This window comes from Colwellia sp. MB3u-45 (assembly GCF_014077005.1).
GTDB lineage: Bacteria > Pseudomonadota > Gammaproteobacteria > Enterobacterales > Alteromonadaceae > Cognaticolwellia.
Genome location: NZ_JACGVC010000049.1, coordinates 280,214 through 297,032, shown reverse-complemented (window position 1 = coordinate 297,032; position 16,819 = coordinate 280,214). Strand labels below are relative to the sequence as shown.

The window sequence follows — 16,819 nt, the reverse complement described above, 5'->3', positions numbered from 1 at the left end:
ATACCAATTTCATTAATTAGGTGGTCTACTTTATACGCAGGAAAAATGGCCAAATATAAGGCGTTTATTTTAATAACTAGTTGTTCTAATTATTAAATAAATAACGCAGTAGTTGGTTATTTTAACCAGTAAAAATGATCAGATAATTAGTAAGATTGGTATTAGTATTATATATAATTAAAGAGGTATTATGTTTTACTCAGCTATTCGTAAAGTGTTTTTTAAATTCGATGCAGAAGCAATTCACGAATTAACGATTAAAGGCTTTAAAGCAACAGGCGCTTCGCCGCTTAATTTACTTTATAAGCAAACCATAGCCAATAAACCGGTAGAGGTTATGGGCATTAAGTTTCCTAATCCAGTCGGTTTAGCGGCAGGGTTAGATAAAAATGGCGAGTGCATTAAAGCCTTTGAAGCTTTAGGTTTTGGCTTTGTTGAAGTGGGAACAGTAACGCCACGACCTCAACCAGGTAATGACAAGCCACGAATTTTCAGATTACCAGAAGCAAACGCTATTATTAACCGTATGGGTTTTAATAATAAAGGTGTTGATTATCTCGTTGACCAAGTAATTAAAGCTAAGTACCCTGGTGTTTTGGGTATTAATATTGGTAAAAATAAAGATACGCCAGATGAAAATGCTAAAGATGATTATATTCACTGTATGCGTAAAGTTTATGACTATGCTACTTACATTGCGGTTAATATATCATCACCTAATACCCCAGGTTTACGCTCGCTACAATATGGCGATGCACTTAATGAACTACTATCAGCATTAAAAGCTGAACAAACTGCGTTAGCAGAGCAATATGGTAAGTACGTGCCTGTTGCGGTAAAAATAGCGCCAGATTTAAATGCCGAGGAAATAAAGTCTATTGCTGAGTGCTTAATTGCCAACAATATTGATGGCGTAATTGCCACAAATACCACCTTAGCACGTGATAAAGTGTCACATTTACCCTTTGGTAATGAACAGGGCGGATTAAGTGGCGCACCGGTAAAAGAAAAAAGTACTGAAGTTATTCAATTACTAGCAAAAGCACTTGATAACAAGCTGCCGATTATTGGTGTCGGCGGTATAGCGTCTGGCGCAGACGCTCAAGAAAAATTTGCGGCAGGGGCAAAGTTAGTCCAAGTGTATACTGGCTTTATTTATCAAGGGCCAGAATTGATAAAAGAAATCGTGCAAACACTGAAGTAAAATTGCTTAGTCTTACGCGATCAAATTGATTGCAAAAGCAAAAAATATAAAAAGGCTATCAACTGATTTCAGTTGATGGCCTTTTTGTGGTTCAATCTCCACTTATAATTCAATGCCCACTTATATAGGGTGAGTTAAATTTAGGGTCCAGACTTACTCGCTAATATAGCCTCTAAACGTTCCATTCGCTCTACGAGTAATTGCAGACTAGTATCAAACTGATTGATACTAGTCGCGGTAAACATTTGTTGCTTATCACGACTTTTTGCATTGGCATCTAAAGTATTGAGCTGTGTAGATAGTTTTTTAAATTGCTCTTTTAAGCTACTGGCAGTAACCATTTGCTCAGAAACAGCATTAATTGAAAACTCGGTGGCGGTAATCTTATCTTTTAAATCATTAAGTGCGTTATTTTGCTGGCTAACTGAACCGGTGTTTTTATCTTGCTGTTGAGCCATGTTGATACTTTTTGAATTTAAGGCTTTAATTTCTTCTTGATTTCTCCGCCAAGCTGAAGCCCAGAGTTTATCCATTTCAGATAATAATAATTCTGTTTTTTCACTAACCGCTTCTAACTTAACCTTTAAAGCAATGGTTGACTCACCGATTTCTTCACCGGTAGCTGAGAGTTGGTTTTCTAGCTGTTGAATTCGCGCAGAGCTCGACGCTAAGGTATTATTTACACTCACTTGCTGTTGATAAAAATACCAGCCAGTACCCGCTAGAGCAAAATAAGGTATTAATATTAATAATGTTTGCGCTGCAGTTAATGTTTTGGGTGTATTAGTTGCAGAGTTCACTTGCTCTGACTTGTGTGCTTTAGCTACAGGTTCACGAGCCATCTTAACTTGATCTTGATCGATATTAATCGTTGGAATTTCAGGTTCTACACGGTTTGACAAGATAGCTTCCTACTAACAATGGCTGTAATACCCATTGGATTAATGAATTGATTTATTTGGCCATATACTAAGTTAAGAGTATAAGTTGAGAGTAACTGTATAATATTTAGTAAATATTGTACAAAAAAACCGACTTTAATAGTCGGTTTTTAATTTTAGGCTTAAAATCTCTCAGTTAGCTAAGACTAATAACTGTCATTATGCACACTTTGCACAGCACGTCCTGAAGGATCGGCCATGTTAGCGAAACTTTCATCCCAAGCTAACGCTTCTGGTGTACTACAAGCGACTGATTTTCCGCCAGGTACACAATCTGCTGCGGATGCTAGCGGAAAGTTTTCTTCGAAAATACAACGATAAAAATAAGCTTCTTTAGTATCGGGTGTATTCACGGGGAACTTAAATTCTGCGCTCGCTAGTTGTTGGTCGCTAACTTGTGCTTCAACATGCTGCTTTAGACCATCAATCCAAGAATAACCCACGCCATCAGAAAATTGCTCTTTTTGACGCCATAAGATCTCTTTTGGCAAGTAACCTTCAAAAGATGAGCGTAAAATAGCTTTTTCCATCTTGCCATTACCGCACATTTTATCTTCTGGATTAATGCGCATGGCAACATCCATAAAGTTTTTATCTAAGAAGGGTACGCGTGCTTCAATGCCCCACGCTGACATAGATTTATTCGCACGTAGACAATCAAACATGTGTAATTTATCAAGCTTGCGCAACAATTCGTTATGAAACTCTTCCGCATTTGGCGCTTTGTGGAAATATAAATAACCACCAAATATTTCATCAGCACCTTCACCAGAAAGTACCATTTTAATGCCCATGGCTTTTATTTTTCTCGCCATTAAATACATAGGTGTAGAGGCACGAATCGTGGTTACATCATAAGTTTCTAAGTGATAGATCACTTCTTTAAGTGCGTCGATACCTTCTTGTTCGGTAAATATAATACTATGGTGTATTGTACCTATGCTCTCAGCAACGGTTTTAGCGGCAATTAAATCTGGCGAGCCAGCTAAGCCGCAGGCAAAAGAATGCACTTTAGGCCACCATGCTTCAGACAAATCATTTTCTTCGATACGTCTAGCGGCAAATTTTTGCGTAATGGCAGAAATTAATGATGAGTCTAAACCGCCAGAAAGTAATACGCCGTAAGGTACGTCAGTCATCAAATGGCTTTTAACTGATTCTTCTAATGCTTCGCGTATTTTTTCTTTACTGGTGTTGTTATCTTTTATCGCTGAATATTTTTGCCAGTTGCGTTGGTAATATCTTTCAACTTTACCGACTCTGCTATCTAGAATATGACCTGGAGGGAACTCTGCTACCGTTTTACAAATGGGCATTAACGCTTTCATTTCTGAGGCAACATAGAAGTTACCTTCAGCGTCATAACCGGTATAAAGTGGAATAATACCCATGTGATCACGGGCAATTAGATAACTATTGTCTTGCTCGTTATATAGACAAAAGGCAAACATACCTTGGAGCTTATCGACAAAGTCAGTGCCAAATTTTTCAAACATTGGAATGATAATTTCACAATCCGAAGCGGTTTGAAAATCATAGTCAGGCGTATGTTGGCTGGCTAATGCTTTATGATTATAAATTTCACCATTGACCGCTAAAACTTTTGATTTGTCACTGTTATATAATGGTTGAGCGCCATGTTCAGTGTCAACAATTGACAGACGTTCATGCACTAAAATTGCGTGGTCATTGTTGTAGATACCAGACCAATCTGGACCACGATGACGAAGTAAGCGAGAATATTCTAAAGCTTTTGGACGAAGTGCGTCTGCACCTGTTTTAATATCTAATATACAAAATATCGAACACATTGAAGTGCTACCCCTTTATATTTATTAATGACAAATTGTGTGGTGAATGCGCTCTAACAAGTTTATTCAAGCGTATTATGCGATATTATCTCTAGGTAAACATGATAGTGTTTACAGAAACTTATCGTTCAGCAATATTGCTGTTGTGTGACACCTTACAGTATTTGATAAACAATCAATAGTATTTTTACTCTAATGACACAATAAGGTGTAAAAGTGGTTTTTGGTGTAACATTAATCGCTCGTGTTAAAAAAGTAGATACATTAATATATCAATGATAAGTATAGAGAAATTAGCCGTTTGATTTTAATTTCAATCATAAGTAAGAGCAATAAATGTTAAAAACTGTAAATAAAATAACCCTAAAGATCTTTGTTGTCGCCATCTCGCTTGGCCTAAGTTTATCTATTAGTAGCCAAGAAATTAACTACGCTGCATTAACGGTTGAAGAATTACGTCTTGATAACGCGCTTAAAGCAATGCCAGATGTTTCGACAAGATTAAGGGCACAAGCTGAAAAATTTGCTAGTCAACTAAACCGAGCAACTAGCTATACCGTGTTAACACAATTAACTATTCGTCACGGTAAAGGGCTATGGTTAGAGGCGAAAAAGTCATTTAACCAATTGAACGACTACGACGATCGGCCGTTATATTGGGCGCGCTTACAAATGAGCAAAGCGTTACGCTCTACCAAAGCATTTACGACCTTGTTTCCTAATCAACAACGCAAGTTGTTATGGACACTGGAGTTATTATCTCGTGGTCAACTGGATGTGAAGTTTGATAAAAAAGCCGATAAAAAAATACTGCTTACTGGTTTTGATCCCTTTTTTCTAGATAGACATATCGATCAAAGTAATCCATCAGGGGTAGTTGCACTCGCTTTGGACGATTTAGTGGTTAGCATTGAAGGGCAAAGTGCTGAAATTGAAGTGCTCATTATTCCTGTGCGTTTTGCAGATTTTGATCAAGGTATGATAGAGGAATTACTAGCGCCTTATATTCAAGGTAAATCTGTTGATATGGTATTAACCGTAAGCATGGGCAGAGAGAATTTTGATTTAGAGCGTTACCCGGCGTTAAGACGCAGCGCTAACGCGCCTGATAACCTTAATATATTGACAGGTGCTACGAAAAATAAGCCATTAATACCCAAGTTTAAAACAGCCGCTTTGCAAGGACCTGAGTTTGTTGAATTTAGCTTACCTATATTGGCAATGTTAAAGGGTGCTGGTCAATATCAGGTTAACGACAATCGCACAATATCGACCTTATTAGGTGGTACATTTAAGGGTCAATCACTGGCAGATATTGTTAAGCAAACTTCGGTTAGCGGCTCAGGTGGTGGTTACCTTTCTAATGAAATATCTTATCGTAGTATCTTATTACGTGACCAATATTATTCAACTTTACCGGTAGGTCATATCCATACCCCGAAAATTAAAGCCTTCAATCAACAAGCATTGATGGATATTGTTAAGCAAACGAAAAACATTATTACTCAAGGTGTCGCCGGTTTATAATCGTTTAGTTATAAACGCGTTAATATTATAAAGGCATTAATATGACCAACCACTGATGCTTTATTTCAGCACAAAAAAAACGCTAACTCAGTTAGCGTTTTTTAATTTTTCCCTTCGCAACTATCTGCTACGACTAAATTTATTGGTGATAATATTATCAATAATTAAGGTGTTAAATATTATTCGTCACATCTACCGACAGCTTTAACATCTGTCCCGGTTGTAAGTATTTATCACGATTAAGGCTATTCCAACGTTCAATATCTTTTATTTTGACATTAAACTTGTCGGCGATACGGGCAAAAGAGTCACCTTTGCGAACACGATAATGAATGTTGCGCATTATCGCTTTTTCGTTTGGTGTCATAGCATCTAAAGCCAGTGTTTTAACCGCTGTTTTTTGCCAGATAACGAGTTTTTGTCCAGGTTTAATCGTGTCTCTTGGCGCCATAGCATTCCATTTTGCAATACTGCGGGTTGAAACACGATAGGCGCGGCTGATATCCCACAAGGTATCACCAGATTTCACTATATGAATGCGCTTTTCACCGGCCAATACTTTATTTTGTGTTTTTGCTAAACGTTGATTTTGTGAGAGTAAATAACTGTCTAACGAGGCGGTAGCAACAGGAATTAATAAAAATTTCCCCGCTCTGATCTGATTGCCTTTAATGTTATTAACTTGTTTTATTAACGCTATTTCAGTATTAAATTTTTGTGCTATTTCACCTAGGTTGTCACCGTTTTTAATTTTATAGCGTTGCCAAGCTAGACGTTCTTTTGCGCTCAATTTGGCAAGGCCTTGCTTAAAGTTTTCTATTTTGTGGTTGGGTAACAATAAATAATGTGGGCCGTCAGGGTCGGTTGCCCAACGATTAAAACCTGGGTTGAGTCGCTGCAACTCTGTTAATGTCAAGTCAGCTAATTGCGCTGCTTTGGCTAAATCAAGCTGTGAACCAATATCGACTTGACTGATCACCGAGCTATTATCAATTACGTGCAGTTTAATTTTAAATTCTTCGCTACGTTTTACAATGTCAGCTAACGCTAATAATTTAGGCACATAAGCACGAGTTTCTTTTGGTAAATCTAAAGACCAAAAATCTGTAGGTAGGTTTTTCTTTTTATTTTTTCTAACCGCACGTCTTACTCGTCCCTCACCTGAGTTGTAAGCGGCAAGCGCTAACATCCAATCACCATCAAAAAACTTGTTTAAGTATTTTAAATAGTTAATAGCACCTTGGGTTGAGGCAACTATGTCACGTCGTCCGTCAAACCACCAATTTTGTTTCATGCCGAAGCGTTTGCCTGTGCCGGGAATAAATTGCCACATACCTGATGCACGACCATGTGAGTAAGCAAAAGGGTCAAAAGCGCTTTCAACTATGGGTAATAAGGCAATTTCAATGGGTATATCGTTCGCTTCTAATGCTTCAACGATGTAATACAAAAATGGCTCAGCGCGTTTAGCTACGCGGTTTAGATAGTCAGGGTGCTTTATAAACCAATTTCGTTGGCTAACAACACGAGGATCTTCGGGTATCGAAAATTCAAGCTTGCTGCGAATTCGTTGCCAAACATCATTTGACAAATAGCTTTCTTTTAAGTCATTGCCCAGATCTATATCACCGTCGGCAATGGGATGAATAACGTCAATAGCTTCATCAACCAGCAGCGCTTGATTGATCTCTGCCGAAGAGGCAACATCGATAAGTACTTGAATATCATTATTAGTTTCAAGGTTATTTGATTGATTTTGGTTTAAAACTGATTGGCAACCGGACAATAGCAGTACGGTTGCGATAGATAGGGTTATATTCTTCATGCAAGGTCTATTTAAATTTACTAGCCGCCAGTGTCACTTATTTAGGGCGGTTATTCAAGATTTGCGCAATAAAAACGCCTTAAAAATTGTCTTTCCATGCGCGGATAATGGTAAAGGTTTGTAATTTATCATTAACCTTTTCACCACTGAACTCAGCCGCGCTTGTCATCAAGCTAGACTCGTTACAGCGTAGAAATGGATTGATTTTCCTTTCAAGCATGATTGATGTTGGGATAGTGGCAATGTCTTGTTCGCGCTTTTGTATTACTTGATTATAATAATCTACCAACTCGGTATTATCGGGTTCAACACTTAGAGCAAAATTAAGGTTAGCTTGAGTATATTCATGAGCACAATAGACCTGAGTGCGCTCAGGTAAAGCGCTTAGCTTTTCTAATGAGCAGAGCATTTGGCTCGGCGTGCCTTCGAAAAGGCGTCCACAGCCACCTGAAAACAAAGTATCACCACAAAATAAATTGTCTTGTGATAAATAAGCTATATGGCCACTGGTATGACCTGGCAGATCAATGACATCAAATTCGAGGTCTAAATCAGTTAACGCCACCTTAGCGCTTTCGTTAAGCGCGACATCACAGTGTGGAATGTTTTCACTTTCAGGGCCGTAAATGGTTAATGGCCATTGCTTACTTTTACAATAATCAACAAGTTTTTTAATACCACCCACGTGATCAGCGTGATGGTGAGTGATTAATATACTCGACAGTTGCAGTTTTTGTTGTTCAATAAATTCGATACAAACATTGGCGTCACCTGGGTCAACTAAGGCCATGTTGTGACCTAAGTTCGACGAAATAGCCCAGATATAATTATCTGAAAAGGCCTTTATCATGGAAACTTTCATATTAGTGCTGCTTTGGGTTTGCTGCATGTGTGGCTCCTGAGTATACTGAAGATATGATTATACTTACTTTTTCGACAGTTTAATATAATGAAGCCAGCACTCGCGTTTAGGCACCCTGATTATCCAAAATCTTGGCAAAACTTACCTAATGGTGACTTGATAGTTGCCAATATTAATCAAGCGTTAGCCCCTTGGTGGCCAAAGTTTTTTGGCTATCATATGCTAAAAATTGGCGCTTTAAGTGGTGAAATATCGAGTGTAGATAGCCCGATTAAGCATCAATTAACCTTAACAAACCAGCTGGAAAATAGTGATGTTATTGCTGAAATTGATGATTTACCCTTACAAAAGCACAGTGTTGATGTCTGCGTATTGGCCCATGCTTTGGAGTTTTCGTTAGACCCTCATCATGTGGTGCGTGAAGCCAACCGGGTATTAATTCCTAATGGCTATTTAGTGATCACTGGATTTAATCCTTTTAGTTTAGTGGGTCTTAATCAATTTATTCCTTATAGGCGTAAGCAAACGCCTTGGAATGAAAGGTTATTTTCACCTATGCGAGTGAAAGATTGGCTGCACTTAATGGGATTTGAGATCCAACTAGATAAACGGTTTTTGCATTCGTCATTATCTGGGCAACTCACTCAGGGACTTTTTTGTAACTATTGGCATAATATAGCGGCACGTTATTTTCCAAGTTTAGGCTCTGTTTATGTCATTGTGGCGAAAAAGCGCGTATTACCTTTAACGCCGATAAAACCCAAATGGCAACTCAGGCCACACTTTGAACCCGTGAAGGTGCCAACGATGAATTCATCAAGAAAAACCAGTAAAAAAACCAATCAGTAATGGTAAAGCAGTACTAAATATAATAACTCAATATTTAAGGTCAGAATTAATTAATGCAACTTCATGAATTCGAAAGCTATTTAAACAACTTATTAAAGCCTGAACAAATTAAAGACTTTTGTCCAAATGGTCTACAAATTCAGGGGCGAGATAAGATCAGTAAGGTCATCACGGGCGTTACCGCTACACAAGCGTTAATCGAACAAGCGATTGCTGAAAAAGCCGATGCGTTAGTCGTACACCATGGTTTTTTTTGGAAGAATGAAAGTTATGTCATCCGTGGTATGAAACATAAGCGCATTAAGGCGTTACTGGCAAATGACATCAGTTTATTTGCCTATCATTTACCCTTAGATATTCATCCAAGCTTAGGTAATAACGCACAATTAGCGAAATTATTTTCAATCAATAATGTCGCGCCATTGGAAGAGGGTAACGCCTTGAGTGTTGCTGTACGTGGAGACTTTACTAGTGAACTTAGCCCACAAGCACTTGAGCAACGCATTAATGAAAAGCTCAACCGGACTTGCTTACACATAGCACCGCCATCAAATAAAGCGATTAAAACCGTGGCTTGGTGCAGCGGTGGTGGGCAAGGCTATATTGAGTTAGCGGCTGAACACGGCATAGACGCGTTTATTAGTGGTGAAGTATCTGAGCAAACCACTCATGTTGCGCGCGAGATGGATATTCATTTTTATTGCGCTGGCCATCATGCCACCGAGCGCTATGGCGCTAAAGCATTAGCCGAACATTTTAATCAACATTTGCCATTAGAGGCTAAGTTTATTGATATTGATAACCCGGCCTAAGCGGCAGTTTATTAATACCAATATAGCGGCAAAATATAGCACCAACTACAAGACTGCTGTTCATGCACAATTGTACTTTTTAAAGAATTAGCCTTATGTCAATGTGTTACTGCACAAGGCTTTTTGGTCATTAAGTCGTGTTGTACAAATTACTGATGTTTTTAGTTTGTCAGCTATTAGTCTTTAAACCATTGCACTATACGCCCGAGGGTTTCGTACCAAACCGTAGTGGTTTGTTGTAAATTTTTAGCATTAGGTACGTAATAAGACCATGGAGTAAGGCCATTGCTTTTAACCCATGGGCTTGCCGGTGCAGGGATTGGATTGACGCCGTAGCGTTGGAAATAGGCCATGGCTCTGGGTAAATGATTGGCACTAGTGACGAGTACGATATTTTTATTTAACACGCGTGGTGCGATAAGTTGCGCTTCTTCTTCGGTATCTTGAGGGAAATTTTCAGTCAATATTTTATTTTTTGGCACACCTAATAATATCGCTGCTTGCTTAACTTTTTCTGCGTTTGAACTAACATCGCCATCGGCAAAACCTGAGGTAATTATTTGTGCTTCGGGGTGCAGGCGGTAGATACGAACAGCCTCAACTAACCTTTCTAGTGAACTAGACTTTAACTCACTGGTCGCGGGCAAACCCTTAACGCTGGTGTGAACACCGCCCAAAATAATAATATAATCAACCGGCTTATTGCTGCGGGTAAATGCGGGATAATTATCTTCTAATGCCGCCATGATGTTATCGGATAAAGGTGGAAAGGTACTCAAAAATAATAAAGTGGTTGCGGTAAATAACGCCGTAAAACTCAATTTTGGTTTTAAACGATAAAAAATAATGGCGATAATTAACAGTAAGATAATTATGCTCAGTGGCATAATCATTAAGCTGATAATTTTTTTTAGTAAAAATAGATCCATGTTACTCAGTCCAAAATAGGCTATACGAATAGGGTGATAAGTTTTCAAGATACTTAAGCATAACAATTATAAGACTTTGAAGCAGTAGCTATTTAAAGCCGTAGCTAATGGTGACAAATTATTTTATTTGGACGTCTAAAAGTCTGTTGATATTTACGCTTAGATAGGGTCTAATGACTGCGCTGAAAATTAGAATTTTTACTCCACTTTTATAATACCCTTATCTATCAACTATGATGGTGTTATGAATTAAGTAGTGCAGAAATAGAAAGATTTTCGCACCAGAAGAGGCGCAATTGCTAGGTAGGTAACATGAGGACCCATTCCTTTGACTGTTATTGAGGGGGACAATTGCCGAGAATATTGATATGGGGGCATATCATATTCGGTCGCTAGGGCTGAATCCTTAGGGCTGTCACCGCTAGAAAAACACAAGTTTTTTTAGCATAGGGTGGAGAGCTTCTGGCTGAATAGTACCGCCTGAATAACAGGTTTTTAACCTAATTCGCTCTACGCTCAGTCATGCTCTTCCTGTTAGTTATTTGCCTGTTATATTTGCTATATTTAATGAAGTACCTTTAGCAATGCAGGCGTTTAGGAAGAATTTTTATGTTAATATCCCATCTTACCAGCCTTAATCGCACTAGTGTTGGCACATTGTTATTTAAATATATATTGTTATCTAAATATACATCTTGCGATAGACTCGAATGTTTAACCATTCAATCTCAAACTCATGGAGTATCTGCATGTCTGTAATTATAGATCATACCAATACTGAAAATATTACCGTTGCAAAGTTTGGCGGCACCAGTGTTGCTGATTTTCATGCGATGTTACGCTGCGCGGATATTATTAAAAATAATAGCACTAACCGTTTAGTGGTGGTATCAGCCAGTGCTGGTGTTACTAATCACCTAGTGCGTTTAAGCCAAGCAGACGTTTCGATAAGTGAACAACAACAAATTATTACCCATATTGCTGATATTCAATTTGCCATAACCCAGCATTTTGATAATCATCAAGCTATTGATCAAGAAATATCAGGCTTATTAAATGCGTTACGCGCTTGTGCTGAGCAACAAGCAAAGCAATACAGCACAAAAACCAGTGATGAAATCCTGAGTTTTGGTGAACAATTCAGTTCACGAATTTTTGCACAAGTGTTACAACTCGTCGATGTGAATGGTCATTATTTTGATGTTCGCCAAGTCATGAAAACTGATAGTTTATATGGTAAAGCGCAAGTTGATTTAACCGAATTGGCCGCTAATACTAAAGCACTACTTTATCCCTTACTTAATGAACAAGTTATTGTTACGCAAGGTTTTATTGGCTGTGATCCACAGGGCAATACGACCACCTTAGGCCGCGGTGGCTCTGATTACAGCGCCGCGCTGTTAGCTGAAGCTGTTCAAGCCAGTAATTTAAGCATTTGGACTGACGTGGTGGGTATTTTTACTACCGATCCACGGATAACAGATCAAGCACGTTCGATTAATGAAATTAGTTTCGGTGAAGCGGCCGAAATGGCCACCTTTGGCGCGAAAATTCTTCATCCAGCGACACTTATTCCAGCTATGCGGCAAGATATTCCTGTTTTTGTGGGTTCAAGTAAAGAACCTAATGCAGGTGGCACCAAAATACAGCGCCAAGTTGACTCTAATCCTACTTATCGTTCGATTGCGCTGCGACGCGAGCAAACCTTAGTGACAGTAAAAAGTCCACAAATGCTGCATGCCAGTGGTTTCCTAGCGAAAGTTTTTACCGTATTAGCCAAACACCAATTAAGTGTTGATTTAATTACCACCAGTGAAATTAGTGTCGCGCTAACCTTTGACAATCCTTATGGTTCAACACAAGCCTTGTTAACTCAAGCCGTGGTAGAAGAGTTAGAACAACTTTGTGAAGTCAGTGTTGAGCATGGTTTGAGTTTAATTGCGGTGATCGGTAATAAAATTCATGGCACTAAAGGGGTTGGCAGCAGTATTTTTGATAAGATAAATGATTTTAATATTCGCATGATTTGTCATGGCGCAAGCAATCATAATCTGTGTTTTCTCGTGCCAGAAGCCGATGCTAACCAAGTGGTTGAACGTTTACATAGTACCTTGTTTACCGACTAAGCTGATGTCAGTAAATAAAATGATTGTTTAAACCATAAACAGTCACGATTATCAAAATAAGCACCAAAAAATAGCGCTTAAAAAGGGACATTGCACTGTCCCTTTTTGCATTTAATTTGGCTGGCTTTTATAAATAAGCTTATTCGTATGTTAAAGGGTCGGTCACATTATTGTCAGCAAAGGCTTCTAGGCGCTCTTGACATGCACCGCATTTACCGCAGGCTTGTGCTCGGCCATTATAACAAGTCCAAGTGTCATCGTAACGCAAACCCATCTTTAAACCATCAGTTAATATATCGGATTTACTGTTCGTTAAGTAAGGACTGAAAATTTCAACCGCTTGATAATTCGCGATTTGACAAACCTCATTCATTTTCATGACAAATTCAGGTCGACAATCAGGATAAATAGCATGATCACCCGAATGAGCACCATAATATACTTGCGCGGCTTCTACTGAGACGGCATAACCCACAGCTAACGACAGTAAAATCATATTACGATTAGGTACAACCGTTGACTTCATACTTTCGGCTTCGTAATGACCTTCAGGAATGTCGATATCATCGGTCAAAGACGATCCCGCTAATAACTGATTAATGGATGAAATATCAATAACCTTATGAGCAACCCCCAGTTGTTGACAAACTTTACTGGCACAGGCTATTTCTTTCACGTGTTTTTGGCCATAATCAAAGGTTAAGGCATAGACTTCTTTACCGTCTTTTAAAGCGCGGTGCAGTACGGTGAATGAATCCATGCCACCAGAAAAAATTACTACGACTTTACTACTCATATTTACAGATCTCTTGAGGTATAATAAACTTGCGCATTCTACTAGAAATTATCTAAGCATTAAAGAAATGACCACACGTTATAAAATAAATGAATTGTTTGAAACTCTGCAAGGCGAAGGCTCATTTACCGGCCAACCGTCAATTTTCCTTCGTTTACAGGGTTGTCCTGTCGGTTGTTCTTGGTGTGATACTAAACATACCTGGGACATTCATCCTGAGTTAGAAATAACCAGTAAGCAACTGTTAAGTAAGGTAGAAGAGACTGAACAATGGTCAAATTTATCCTTAGATGATATTGCTGCAATCTTTAACAAGCAGGGCTTTAACGCTAAACATATTGTTATTACCGGTGGCGAACCTTGCATGGAAGATTTAACCGCCTTGTGTTTATATTTTGAAGCACAAGGTTATAGCTGTCAGGTAGAAACCTCAGGCACCTTTGAAATTAGAGTCTCTGAGCAATGCTGGGTTACTGTGTCACCTAAAGTAAATATGCGTGGCGGTTACAAAATTTTAGCCAGCGCGATGCAAAGGGCAAATGAAATTAAACACCCGGTGGCCACAGAGCAACATATTGATGACCTAAAAGCGTTATTAGCCGAGCATCAAATCGAAAAAAAGCAGATTTATTTACAACCTATTAGCCAAAAACAACGTGCCACCGAACTTGCTATTGCCGCTTGTATTAAAAATAACTGGCGCTTATCGGTGCAAGTACACAAATACATTGGTATTGAATAGTATTTTGTCATAGTTGCAATAGCAAATGCAGTACTGCGCTAGCTTGTCATGATCCAAACTTACTGCAATGCTAGAAGTGCAATCCTTAGAGCTGCAGCAATGCAGGTAAGAGCTTAAAGGTAATCTTCACAACCAACAGCCTAGCTTAAGCCATTAACATTATTTTGTTAATGGCAAGGTAATAATAACCTCAACGCCGAGCTGATTTTGCTGGTTTACGGCTTTTATTGTGCCGTGATGAAATTGACAAATTAAGCGCGCAATATACAAACCTAAGCCTAAATGAGGCTGTTCATTATTGTGTTTTTTCCTGATCGACACCATAGAGTCAAACAGTTGTTCACTCATTTGTTCAGGCAATAGCTCACCGTTATTGCTGATGGTTAGCGTCACCTGTTGATTATTACGTGTGACGCTGGCGGTAATTTTATTATCGTCAGAAAACTCTACGGCATTGGCAATCACTTTATCTAATAACTGCGCGATATGTTCTGGTGAACCTAAAAGCGGATGCTTTCCTGGTGTTATATCATTAAATAAAAAATCAATATCAGGGTAAATCAAGCGATAACCTTGCATACAACCGTTAAATACCTCAGCTAAGTCAAAGGCACTTTTGTCGGTGTTTTGTAACATTTGCTCTATTCGGGTCGCTTCATTCATATTGGTTAAAATTAAGCTTAAGCGCTCAATACCATGTTGAGCGCGCACTAAATAGGGGTTTTCCACTAGGGGTGCTTGCCTTTTATCATTATTATCTCGTGTTGTTGCCCTGATACTTTGTTGCTGCATGGCTAAGGTTTCTAACGAGGTTCGCACCACGGCAATAGGCGTGCGCAATTCGTGTGATAAACGTGACGACATATTTTCTAAATAGTGATTATATTGACTCAGGCGATTAACCGCAGTTGAGAAACTACGCGACAAATCACCAATTTCGTCATTGGTATTTGAGGTATCAACATTGCCACTAATACGACCATGTTCGTCAATCGCCATTTCTGCTTGATTACTTAAGGTTCTGATGCGATTTGATATCCGCGAAGCAAACAAAAAGAAGGCCAACGCGCCTAATAACATAATGGCCAGAATAGAACTAAAAAGCTTTTCAAGTGCCTGATTTCTTAAGGTGCGAATGCCATTAGTGGTTTCTTCAACAATCACCGCACCCTTTACCTGTTTATTAATAAATATGGGGTAAGCGGCCGACAATACCACCGCTTGTTGATCTGTGCTTAAACGCCACTGCGACATAGGCTCACCCGTTAAAGCACTTTCGATATGTTTGCCTGTCAGGTTTTCTGAGTCATAAAGTTGGTCGATAAAATTACTGGGCGGTTGCGTCAGTATTCTTTCATATAAGGGTTTCAGTAGATTGTTTTCAACGCTATGCCAAGCCGTTAATATAAAATTATCATCAGTATTATCAAGGCGTTCATTGTTAATGTTAACGCGCTTATTCCAGACACCGCTGGCTTTTTTTATATTACCTGTGGTGGCTAATACCCTATGATGTTGGTCAACCACCCAAATGCTAGAATTGGTATAACTCATGCCTTTAACAATGCGCTCAATTTCGGGTGAGGGTACTAAAATAGTGCCTAATGTCTCGGCAGAACTCGGGTCTGCTGAGCCCAGCGATGCTTGAATGCTACCTAAGGGGCTATCAACATCGTGCACCGCAAAAGCGATATTGTCGTTAAACTCAGTTAATGGCACGCGTACTTCAACGTTATAACCTTGCGCGGTATTTCGCCAATGCCCTTGAATTTGTCTAGCAGGCACAGGAATATCTGCTGCAATATCGGTAATACGATAAGCATCTATCCAGCCAGTCGTTTTATTGCTGATAATAAAGCGACTGAAAACGCCTTGTGGATTAATAAAAGCAAGCTCTAAGTGGTCATTGTTAATAATGCTGCGGGCATTGCTGTCACGATATATAACCTTGTCGTCAATCACCCCAAAGTATAAATACAAATACTGACCATAAGTGCCAACCGCCGCTGTAAAATTTATTGATAATTGCTCAGGCGTTAGTTGGCTATAAAGTTGGTTATTTTGCTGATAAAAATGCGCTTTGTTGGCAAAGTCGGGCCAGTCTTGATTTAAACCGTCGAGTTGAATGGGCGCGGATAAACCGTAACTATATAGGTCTTTGCCTTTTTCAACGCTAGGTAAAAAACTGGCTTGATTATTAAACAAGTTTGCCCGCTCATGCATAGCGGTAGCAAGTGCTCTGGCTGTGCCTATAATGGTTTGCTCTTGACCATAACGGAGGTATTTTTCCATTTCCCAAACATATTGATAACCAAACCATGGGATGGTAAATAGAAAACTCGATAATAAGAGCAGCTTACTTCTTAAGCCAAATCGCCATTTCATTGTCATTTTA

The 16,819-nt window shown here is 39.0% G+C and carries 13 protein-coding genes and 1 riboswitch; of the genes, 6 read left to right on the top strand and 7 right to left on the bottom strand.

Annotated elements, in window-relative coordinates:
• Nucleotides 1-190: 190 nt before the first annotated feature.
• The gene (gene pyrD, locus H4J41_RS12330) at nt 191-1,204 is read left to right on the top strand and encodes a quinone-dependent dihydroorotate dehydrogenase (RefSeq protein WP_182137803.1); all 1,014 of its coding nucleotides are present in this window, start codon (nt 191-193) and stop codon (nt 1,202-1,204) included.
• Between the two features lie 140 nt (nt 1,205-1,344).
• Here the strand turns inward: pyrD and H4J41_RS12325 are convergent, their stop codons facing one another.
• Both H4J41_RS12325 and asnB read right to left on the bottom strand, forming a co-directional pair.
• A complete protein-coding gene (locus H4J41_RS12325; protein WP_182137804.1) occupies nt 1,345-2,106 on the bottom strand; it encodes a hypothetical protein in 762 nt (253 codons plus the stop codon).
• Between the two features lie 185 nt (nt 2,107-2,291).
• Nucleotides 2,292-3,956: an asparagine synthase B gene (gene asnB, locus H4J41_RS12320; RefSeq protein WP_182137805.1), complete on the bottom strand. Its 1,665-nt coding sequence runs from the start codon at nt 3,954-3,956 to the stop codon at nt 2,292-2,294.
• A gap of 336 nt (nt 3,957-4,292) precedes the next feature.
• Between asnB and H4J41_RS12315 the strand changes: the two genes are divergently transcribed.
• Entirely contained in the window at nt 4,293-5,483 is a 1,191-nt protein-coding gene (locus tag H4J41_RS12315) for a hypothetical protein (protein ID WP_182137806.1), read from the top strand.
• A gap of 172 nt (nt 5,484-5,655) precedes the next feature.
• Here H4J41_RS12315 and H4J41_RS12310 read toward each other — a convergent pair whose 3' ends face one another.
• Nucleotides 5,656-7,308 (bottom strand): LysM peptidoglycan-binding domain-containing protein, encoded by a 1,653-nt coding sequence (locus tag H4J41_RS12310; RefSeq protein ID WP_182137807.1) that lies wholly within the window; start codon nt 7,306-7,308, stop codon nt 5,656-5,658.
• A 79-nt stretch (nt 7,309-7,387) separates the two neighbouring features.
• Nucleotides 7,388-8,197, bottom strand: coding sequence for a hydroxyacylglutathione hydrolase (gloB, locus tag H4J41_RS12305; protein WP_259364562.1), 810 nt, complete (start codon nt 8,195-8,197; stop codon nt 7,388-7,390).
• 60 nt (nt 8,198-8,257) lie between these two features.
• Here gloB and H4J41_RS12300 point away from each other — a divergent pair, with 60 nt between their 5' ends.
• Together H4J41_RS12300 and H4J41_RS12295 are read left to right on the top strand one after the other, a co-directional pair.
• Nucleotides 8,258-9,019, top strand: a complete 762-nt coding sequence (locus tag H4J41_RS12300) for a class I SAM-dependent methyltransferase (RefSeq protein ID WP_182137808.1) — start codon at nt 8,258-8,260, stop codon at nt 9,017-9,019.
• Between the two features lie 53 nt (nt 9,020-9,072).
• Nucleotides 9,073-9,831 (top strand): Nif3-like dinuclear metal center hexameric protein, encoded by a 759-nt coding sequence (locus H4J41_RS12295; protein ID WP_182137809.1) that lies wholly within the window; start codon nt 9,073-9,075, stop codon nt 9,829-9,831.
• Nucleotides 9,832-10,007: 176 nt separating this feature from the next.
• Here the strand turns inward: H4J41_RS12295 and H4J41_RS12290 are convergent, their stop codons facing one another.
• Nucleotides 10,008-10,760 (bottom strand): ElyC/SanA/YdcF family protein, encoded by a 753-nt coding sequence (locus H4J41_RS12290; protein WP_182137810.1) that lies wholly within the window; start codon nt 10,758-10,760, stop codon nt 10,008-10,010.
• 277 nt (nt 10,761-11,037) lie between these two features.
• Nucleotides 11,038-11,230: riboswitch (Lysine riboswitch) on the top strand.
• 279 nt (nt 11,231-11,509) lie between these two features.
• Here H4J41_RS12290 and lysC point away from each other — a divergent pair.
• Nucleotides 11,510-12,886: a lysine-sensitive aspartokinase 3 gene (gene lysC, locus H4J41_RS12285; protein WP_182137811.1), complete on the top strand. Its 1,377-nt coding sequence runs from the start codon at nt 11,510-11,512 to the stop codon at nt 12,884-12,886.
• A gap of 139 nt (nt 12,887-13,025) precedes the next feature.
• Here the strand turns inward: lysC and queC are convergent, their stop codons facing one another.
• The gene (gene queC, locus H4J41_RS12280) at nt 13,026-13,682 is read right to left on the bottom strand and encodes a 7-cyano-7-deazaguanine synthase QueC (protein ID WP_182137812.1); all 657 of its coding nucleotides are present in this window, start codon (nt 13,680-13,682) and stop codon (nt 13,026-13,028) included.
• A 67-nt stretch (nt 13,683-13,749) separates the two neighbouring features.
• Here queC and queE point away from each other — a divergent pair, with 67 nt between their 5' ends.
• Nucleotides 13,750-14,424 carry a 7-carboxy-7-deazaguanine synthase QueE gene (gene queE, locus H4J41_RS12275; RefSeq protein ID WP_182137813.1) on the top strand — a complete coding sequence of 225 codons (675 nt, stop codon included), beginning with the start codon at nt 13,750-13,752 and terminating at the stop codon, nt 14,422-14,424.
• A 159-nt stretch (nt 14,425-14,583) separates the two neighbouring features.
• Here queE and pdsS read toward each other — a convergent pair whose 3' ends face one another.
• Nucleotides 14,584-16,815, bottom strand: a complete 2,232-nt coding sequence (gene pdsS, locus H4J41_RS12270; RefSeq protein ID WP_259364563.1) for a proteobacterial dedicated sortase system histidine kinase — start codon at nt 16,813-16,815, stop codon at nt 14,584-14,586.
• Nucleotides 16,816-16,819: the final 4 nt, after the last annotated feature.

Bases quoted from the DNA above. Each gene is read 5' to 3' on its own strand.
- lysC (WP_182137811.1), top strand. From the start codon at position 11,510: ATGTCTGTAATTATAGATCATACCAATACTGAAAATATTACCGTTGCA.
- asnB (WP_182137805.1), bottom strand. From the start codon at position 3,956: ATGTGTTCGATATTTTGTATATTAGATATTAAAACAGGTGCAGACGCA.
- H4J41_RS12295 (WP_182137809.1), top strand. From the start codon at position 9,073: ATGCAACTTCATGAATTCGAAAGCTATTTAAACAACTTATTAAAGCCT.
- H4J41_RS12310 (WP_182137807.1), bottom strand. From the start codon at position 7,308: ATGAAGAATATAACCCTATCTATCGCAACCGTACTGCTATTGTCCGGT.
- gloB (WP_259364562.1), bottom strand. From the start codon at position 8,197: ATGCAGCAAACCCAAAGCAGCACTAATATGAAAGTTTCCATGATAAAG.
- pdsS (WP_259364563.1), bottom strand. From the start codon at position 16,815: ATGACAATGAAATGGCGATTTGGCTTAAGAAGTAAGCTGCTCTTATTA.
- queC (WP_182137812.1), bottom strand. From the start codon at position 13,682: ATGAGTAGTAAAGTCGTAGTAATTTTTTCTGGTGGCATGGATTCATTC.
- H4J41_RS12290 (WP_182137810.1), bottom strand. From the start codon at position 10,760: ATGGATCTATTTTTACTAAAAAAAATTATCAGCTTAATGATTATGCCA.
- queE (WP_182137813.1), top strand. From the start codon at position 13,750: ATGACCACACGTTATAAAATAAATGAATTGTTTGAAACTCTGCAAGGC.
- H4J41_RS12300 (WP_182137808.1), top strand. From the start codon at position 8,258: ATGAAGCCAGCACTCGCGTTTAGGCACCCTGATTATCCAAAATCTTGG.
- pyrD (WP_182137803.1), top strand. From the start codon at position 191: ATGTTTTACTCAGCTATTCGTAAAGTGTTTTTTAAATTCGATGCAGAA.
- H4J41_RS12315 (WP_182137806.1), top strand. From the start codon at position 4,293: ATGTTAAAAACTGTAAATAAAATAACCCTAAAGATCTTTGTTGTCGCC.